The following is a 5,939-nucleotide window of genomic DNA, read 5'->3' as shown; positions in this document are numbered from 1 at the left end:
GCCCAGACCCCCGCCACTCCCCCCGAGCGGGCCGCCGAGCCCGCCGAGAAGGCCGCCCCCACTCCCGCCGAACCCGAGCCCGGCGCACAGCGTATCGATGATCGGCAGCGGAATCAGACTGCGTGCCTGGTCCTGCGCTGTGTAGGAGGTCGGCGCGGACTCAGCCTGAGCGACCGGGGCGGCGAAAAGGGCCGCACCCGCACAAACCAGGACAACAAATGGACGAATCATGCGAATTCTCCACGTCACGAGATTTGACTACGGTGTGCATATTTTTGACTGCACATCGTCATATTCCCGGACATGGACGCCTCGATTGCCCCGATATCCCCACAGATTGGCAAGCGTTCATCTACCCTGCACGCATGTGCAAGGCCGGTGAAAAACGATGAAAGGTTTCATCGCTACGAAACCTCTGTTGACACGCCCGAAACAGTGATACGTTCTTGGGAGCGCTCCCAAGCCGCCGCGTGACACACTTCGGGCCTGAGGAGACCGGATGGCCGATCTTCCCACCCTCGCAGAGGTAGCCGCCGCTGCTGGCGTCTCCCCGGCAACCGCTTCCCGAGTCCTGACGGGCTCGGTACGCGTCACTACATCGACCAGGCGACAGGTGCACGACGCCATGTCCCGCCTTGGTTATGTAAGGCGCCGCGCCCCTCGGGGCTCGACCGCCAGACGCACCGACCAGATCGTGGCCGCCGTGATCTGCGAGCAGACTCCACGGCTGTTCAGCGAACCCTTCTACGCCCGACTGCTGTCGGCGGCCGAGGAGGTGTTCGCCGCCCACGGGGTCCCCCTCGTGGTGATGACGGCCACCCCCGCCACCGCGGCGATCGCGGCCCCACCGCTGGTCGCGGGGGCCGTGGACGGGGTGCTCCTGGTGGGCGCCCGGGCCAGGCACCCACTGGCCGTCACCCTCGCCGCCTCCGGGATCCCGGTGCGCAGCGCGGGCCGGCCGCCGGACGGCGTGGACCTCCCGTTCGTCGACATGGACAACCGGGACGGCGGACGCCAGGCGGCGGAACATCTGCTGCTGGGCAACCGCCGGGTGATCGCCACGATCGCCGGGCCGCCGACCCTGCCCGCCGCCCGGGACCGTCTCGACGGTTTCCGGGAGACGCTCAGGGACGCGGGCATCACCGACATGCCCGTGGCCTACGGCGACTTCACCCACGCCTCGGGCGCGCACGCGATGCAGTGGCTACTGCAGCGCGCGCCACGCCTGGACGCCGTGTTCGCGGCGTCCGACGTGATGGCCGCGGGCGCGATGCAGGCGCTGCGACGGGCCGGGCGCAAGGTGCCCGACGACGTCGCGGTGATCGGCTTCGACGACGCGCCCATCGCCCGGCACACCACACCCGCCCTCACCACCGTCCGCCAACCGGTAGAGGAGCTCGCCGCCCTGGCGGCGCGCATGCTGCTCATGGCCCTCGCCGAGGACGAGATACCCAAGGGGAACCCCGTGTTGCCCACGGAACTGATCGTCCGTGAATCAACCTGAGCTGGCCGAAGGCGACGTCCTGACCCGTCGCTATCTGCTTCAGGAGCGGATCGCCACGGGAGGCATGTCAGTGATCTGGCGTGCCTTCGACCAGTCCTTACAGCGGGCTGTGGCGATCAAGGTGCTGGACGGGGCACTGGACGGTGACAACCCGGGCCGCGAGCTGATCAGGCGCGAGGCCCGGGCCACCGCCCGGCTGATCCACCCGGACGCCATCGAGGTGTACGACTACGGCGAGACGGTCACCCCGCGTGGCCGGCTCGCCGCGTACGTCGTGATGCGGCTCCTGGAAGGCAGATCACTGGCGGACCGGCTCAGCGAGGGCCCGCTGCCCTGGCTGGAGGCCACCGCCATCGCCGCCCGGCTGGCCCTGGTGCTGGCCGCGGCCCACGAGCGGGGCATCGTGCACCGCGACGTCACGCCGGAGAACGTGCTGCTCGCCTCGGACGGGGCGAAGCTGCTCGATTTCGGCATCGCCGTGTTCGCGGGCGAGGCCGACGACGAGCTGGTGGCCGACTTCGGCACCCCGCCCTACGTGGCGCCGGAGCGGCTCAAGGAGCTGCCCGCCGCCCCGGCCGTGGACGTCTACTCCCTCGGCGTCCTGCTGTACGAGATGCTCACCGGCGTTCCGCCGTACCCGGAGACGACCTGGGAGGGGATCGAGGCGGCCCGCAGGGACGGCCCGCCGCCCAGCCCGGACAGCGTGCCGGGGCTGCCGCCGGAGATCGCGGCGCTGTGCCGGCAGTGCCTGTCCCCCGACCCGACCATGCGGCCGAGCGCGCGCGAGGTGGCCGAGGCCCTGATGCCCGGCGAGACCGGGCGCGAGCCCGGCTGGCTGAAGTGGGCGGCGGGGGTCGCGGGCGTGCTGGCGCTGGGCGTGCTGCTCTGGCAGCAGCCGACCCTGGCCCCGGCGGGGGTGGCGGCGGAGACGCTGCCGACCCCGGCGGCGCAAGCCACCCAGCGCACCGAGGAGGCCGCGGAGTCCACCGAGCGGGCCGAACCGATCCTCAACCCCGAGCGCACCGCGGAACCGAAGCCCGACCCGGACCCGGTCGCGCGGCCCTCCCCCACGACCAAGCCGGTCGGCACCCGGACGCTCGCGCCGCTGCCCCTGGCGAGCCCGGCCGGTTCGGGTTCGGTCGAGGAGGCCTCGGCCGCGTTCATGGGGCTGCTCGAAGCCGGGGCCGGGCGCGGGGAGATCACCCCGGAAGCCGTCCAGGATCTGAAGAATCTGGTCGGGAACATGATCGCGAACAATGATCCGAACGCGGTGGGCAACATCCGGATCAAGCTGGCCGACCGGCTTCGCGAGGGCGTGCTCACGCCCGCGCTGAAGGCGAAGCTCGACGCGGCGCTGGACCAGATCAAGGCGGCGTTCGAGGCGCGGGGAACCTGACGGCCGGTGCGGCTCGCGGCCCGCGAGCCGCACCGGAACGGGGGTTGACAAACCCGTCTAAATAGGCTCGCGTATGGGAGCGCTCCCAGTGATCATGGTTTGCTCCCCTTGAAAAGCATGGCAGACCAGGGGGAAATACCTGAATCTTTCAGAACTCGCCCTGCCGGATAAGGTCTGTGTAAAGAGTTGTAAGCCATGTGAAAGCGCTCCGCAAGGAAGACCCCCTAGGGTTACTGACGTCCCGAGATCACTAGGAAGGCTTCCGCTCCGATGAGAATCGTTCGCCTCGCTATCGTCGCCGTCGCCGCGACCACGTTCCTGACCGCCTGCGGGCTGGGAGCCAACACCGCGCTGTGTGCCGAGGCCACCAAGGCGCTGCTCGACTACACCTCCCAGGTGACCTCCGCCGGCACCGACATCGCGGCCATCAACAAGGCCAACACCGACCTGTCCGGCAAGCTCACCGACATCTCCGCCAAGGCCGACGGCGACCTCAAGAAGACCCTCGACAGCATGGCGAGCACCTGGGCCGACCTCAAGATCGACGCCTCGGACCCGAACTCGATCACCGAGTTCACCAGCAAGAGCGCGAACTTCGACTCCGAGCTCCGCGCCGCCTGCAGCTGATCTTCTCTGGCGTGAACGTGACGTACGGCCCGCGCTCCGGGAGGTGGAGCACGGGCCGTACGCGCTTATTCGGGGATCAGGACAGGTCGAATTCGCCGCCCTTCACCCCGTGCACGAAGGCGTCCCACTCACCCGGGGTGAACATCAGCTTGGGTCCTTCGGGGTCCTTGGAGTCGCGCACGGCGATCCCGTGCTTGAGCTGGGCTACCTCGACACACTGGTTGCCCTGGGTGTTCGAACGGGTGGCCTTACGCCACGTCGCGCCGGCCAGATCCGCAGGCTGAACGCCCTTCATGCCATCTCCTTCTCGACCGATTCGATTTTCTCTATGGACTTCTCCGGGCTGAGCGCGGCGGCGCGGAGATGGTCAAAGACCTGGGCATAACGGTGAACGTCGTCGGAGGTCTCCAGATAGAGCTCCCCGCCCGCGCTCTCCAGGAAGACGATGTCGGAATCCTCGGGATGCGCGAACGTGAGGATCGCCAGCGGGTTGCCCATCCCCAGGTAGGCCCCCGCCTCGAACGACAGCACCTGAATGGTGACGTTCGGCTGGACGGCGATCTCCTGGAGCCTGCGCAACTGCTCGGCCATGACGTACGGTCCGCCCACGGGACGCCGCAGGGCCGCCTCGTCGAGCACCACCCAGAGTTCGAAGGCCGGGTCGGTCAGGCGCCGTTGCCGCTCCAGCCGCACGGTGATCCGCCGCTCGATCTCCTCGGGGTCCTCCACGAGAGCCGCACTGATCACCGCACGGGCGTACGCCTCGGTCTCCAGCAGCCCGGGGAGCATCACCGGCTCGTAGTTCCGGACGCTGGCGGCTTCCGCTTCCAGTCCGACGTACGGCCCGGGGAGCACGTCCCCGAAATGGTGCCACCACCCGCGACGCCCGGCGTCCCGGATCAGCTCGAGCAGAGCGTCCCGCTCGTGTCCGTTGGCGCCGTAGAGATCCAGGAGATCCCGCATGGTCCGGCCCTGGGGCCGGGTGTGCCCGGTCTCGATCCTGTACACCGTGGAGCTGGCCAGCCCAAGGCGCTGGGCCACTTCCTCGCGCGAGTAGCCCGCCTCACAGCGCAACCGGATGAGCTCGCCGGCCAGGCGTCTCAGCCGGACCGACGGGCTTCGCCCTACGCTCATAAGCGAACAACTCCCCACAAACGGCACTTTGCAATATTGCATTCGCAGGATTGCAAAGATGCATTCCACGGTGCAGGATTAACTGAAGTTTGCCATGGCTTTGAGTGAGCTCTGCCTGCACGGGTGCACAGGGAGTTATCAGAGGATGACAATTCTCAACCGCGCGGAGAGAACCGCGATCTCGCGGCCCTATCTCGGTGACGCGGCGGAGGCGGGCGCGGCCCGCCGGTTCATCTCCCGCTGCCTGGGCGCGGCCCATCCGTGCCGGGACGACGCCGTCCAGCTGGCCGGCGAGCTGATCTCCGAGTCGCTCCGGCACACGATCGCCTGCGGCGATCGCGCCGGTTACGCGATCGCGGTGACCACCACTCCCGCGACCGCCCGCGTGGTGCTCTCAGCGCAGTCGCGCTGCCCCTGCTGGACCCGCCCCGCACTCGGCCGCGGCGTGCACCTGGTCTCCCAGTTCACCCCACTCTGGGGCGCTCTCACCACCGACCACGGCACCACGGTCTGGTTCGAGGTCACCAGATCACCCCGCGAACCCAGGCGCGGCAAGCCTTCCCGCTGGGACGACGGCGCACACACAGCCCCCTGAGTCAGATGACTCCAAGTCACGGGTGTTAACCGGCCGAAATGGGTATCAACCGCTCAGATGCATCCAAAAGCCGCATAACACCTACAACCGGGGGAACGATGCCTGACAGCCCGAACAAGAAATCGACAAAGGCGAGTGGCAAAGCGAAGAAGGCAGCCATCAAGGAGGCCAGAACCGCCCGCCGCGAAGCCTCCCAGGACTCACCGTCCTCGCGCTCGTCGTCCTCGTCGACTTCGCGCTCCTCGTCCGCGCAGTCACCCACACGCTCCTCGTCCACACGCTCGACCTCCGCGCAGTCGCCGTCCACACAATCGCCACCGCGCTCCGCCCACACGTCACCGTTCCGGGAGCACCAGCAGCGCCCCGAACACAACTGACACTCCCGACCTAACAGCCCGGGGCGGTCTGACCGCTCCCGGGCTGATCCTTTTCTCCGGAACCGTCAGCGGCGGTCGCTGCTGGTGGTGACCGTCAGGTCGGGGCCGGATACGGCGCCTGCTTCGTTTCGGGCGACGACGGTGAAGGTGTAGGGGGTGGCGGGGGTGAGGGCGCCGATGGCGAGGGTCGTGCCGGGGGTGGAGGAGATCAGGAGGCCGTCGCGGTAGATGTCGTAGGCGAGGGTGCCGGGGGATGGTTGCCAGGTGAGGCGGAGGCCTGAGGGGTCGATCTGGGTGGCGGTGAGG

At 68.7% G+C, this 5,939-nt stretch carries 9 protein-coding genes; 4 read left to right on the top strand and 5 right to left on the bottom strand.

Features of this window, described 5'->3' with window-relative positions:
* Nucleotides 1–231 (bottom strand): hypothetical protein (locus Aple_RS53975; protein WP_218038887.1); only part of this gene is annotated, 231 nt, incomplete at its 3' end.
* Between the two features lie 268 nt (nt 232–499).
* Here Aple_RS53975 and Aple_RS47325 point away from each other — a divergent pair.
* From Aple_RS47325 to Aple_RS47315, 3 genes are all read left to right on the top strand, one after another.
* A complete protein-coding gene (locus Aple_RS47325) occupies nt 500–1,504 on the top strand; it encodes a LacI family DNA-binding transcriptional regulator (RefSeq protein ID WP_155351351.1) in 1,005 nt (334 codons plus the stop codon).
* Nucleotides 1,491–2,900 carry a serine/threonine-protein kinase gene (locus tag Aple_RS47320; RefSeq protein WP_155351350.1) on the top strand — a complete coding sequence of 470 codons (1,410 nt, stop codon included), beginning with the start codon at nt 1,491–1,493 and terminating at the stop codon, nt 2,898–2,900. Before Aple_RS47325 ends, Aple_RS47320 begins: the two co-directional genes overlap by 14 nt.
* A gap of 270 nt (nt 2,901–3,170) precedes the next feature.
* Nucleotides 3,171–3,527: a DUF8711 family protein gene (locus Aple_RS47315; RefSeq protein WP_155351349.1), complete on the top strand. Its 357-nt coding sequence runs from the start codon at nt 3,171–3,173 to the stop codon at nt 3,525–3,527.
* Between the two features lie 76 nt (nt 3,528–3,603).
* Here the strand turns inward: Aple_RS47315 and Aple_RS47310 are convergent, their stop codons facing one another.
* Both Aple_RS47310 and Aple_RS47305 read right to left on the bottom strand, forming a co-directional pair.
* Nucleotides 3,604–3,822 carry a DUF397 domain-containing protein gene (locus Aple_RS47310; RefSeq protein WP_155351348.1) on the bottom strand — a complete coding sequence of 73 codons (219 nt, stop codon included), beginning with the start codon at nt 3,820–3,822 and terminating at the stop codon, nt 3,604–3,606.
* Nucleotides 3,819–4,661 (bottom strand): helix-turn-helix domain-containing protein, encoded by an 843-nt coding sequence (locus tag Aple_RS47305; protein ID WP_155351347.1) that lies wholly within the window; start codon nt 4,659–4,661, stop codon nt 3,819–3,821. Before Aple_RS47305 ends, Aple_RS47310 begins: the two co-directional genes overlap by 4 nt.
* 145 nt (nt 4,662–4,806) lie before the next feature.
* Here Aple_RS47305 and Aple_RS47300 point away from each other — a divergent pair, with 145 nt between their 5' ends.
* Nucleotides 4,807–5,256, top strand: coding sequence for an ATP-binding protein (locus tag Aple_RS47300; RefSeq protein WP_155351346.1), 450 nt, complete (start codon nt 4,807–4,809; stop codon nt 5,254–5,256).
* Nucleotides 5,257–5,281: 25 nt separating this feature from the next.
* Here Aple_RS47300 and Aple_RS47295 read toward each other — a convergent pair whose 3' ends face one another.
* Nucleotides 5,282–5,533, bottom strand: coding sequence for a hypothetical protein (locus Aple_RS47295; protein WP_155351345.1), 252 nt, complete (start codon nt 5,531–5,533; stop codon nt 5,282–5,284).
* A gap of 165 nt (nt 5,534–5,698) precedes the next feature.
* Nucleotides 5,699–5,939 (bottom strand): fibronectin type III domain-containing protein (locus Aple_RS52630; RefSeq protein ID WP_170322027.1); only part of this gene is annotated, 241 nt, incomplete at its 5' end.

The sequence above is a fragment of the Acrocarpospora pleiomorpha genome (assembly GCF_009687885.1).
GTDB classification, from domain to species: domain Bacteria; phylum Actinomycetota; class Actinomycetes; order Streptosporangiales; family Streptosporangiaceae; genus Acrocarpospora; species Acrocarpospora pleiomorpha.
The sequence above is the reverse complement of the archived record's forward strand: the minus strand, read 5'-3'. Positions and strand labels throughout refer to the sequence as shown.

Excerpts from the sequence above, each read along its gene's own strand:
- Aple_RS47325 (WP_155351351.1), top strand. The coding sequence starts at position 500 with ATGGCCGATCTTCCCACCCTCGCAGAGGTAGCCGCCGCTGCTGGCGTC.
- Aple_RS47315 (WP_155351349.1), top strand. The coding sequence starts at position 3,171 with ATGAGAATCGTTCGCCTCGCTATCGTCGCCGTCGCCGCGACCACGTTC.
- Aple_RS47310 (WP_155351348.1), bottom strand. The coding sequence starts at position 3,822 with ATGAAGGGCGTTCAGCCTGCGGATCTGGCCGGCGCGACGTGGCGTAAG.
- Aple_RS47305 (WP_155351347.1), bottom strand. The coding sequence starts at position 4,661 with ATGAGCGTAGGGCGAAGCCCGTCGGTCCGGCTGAGACGCCTGGCCGGC.
- Aple_RS47300 (WP_155351346.1), top strand. The coding sequence starts at position 4,807 with ATGACAATTCTCAACCGCGCGGAGAGAACCGCGATCTCGCGGCCCTAT.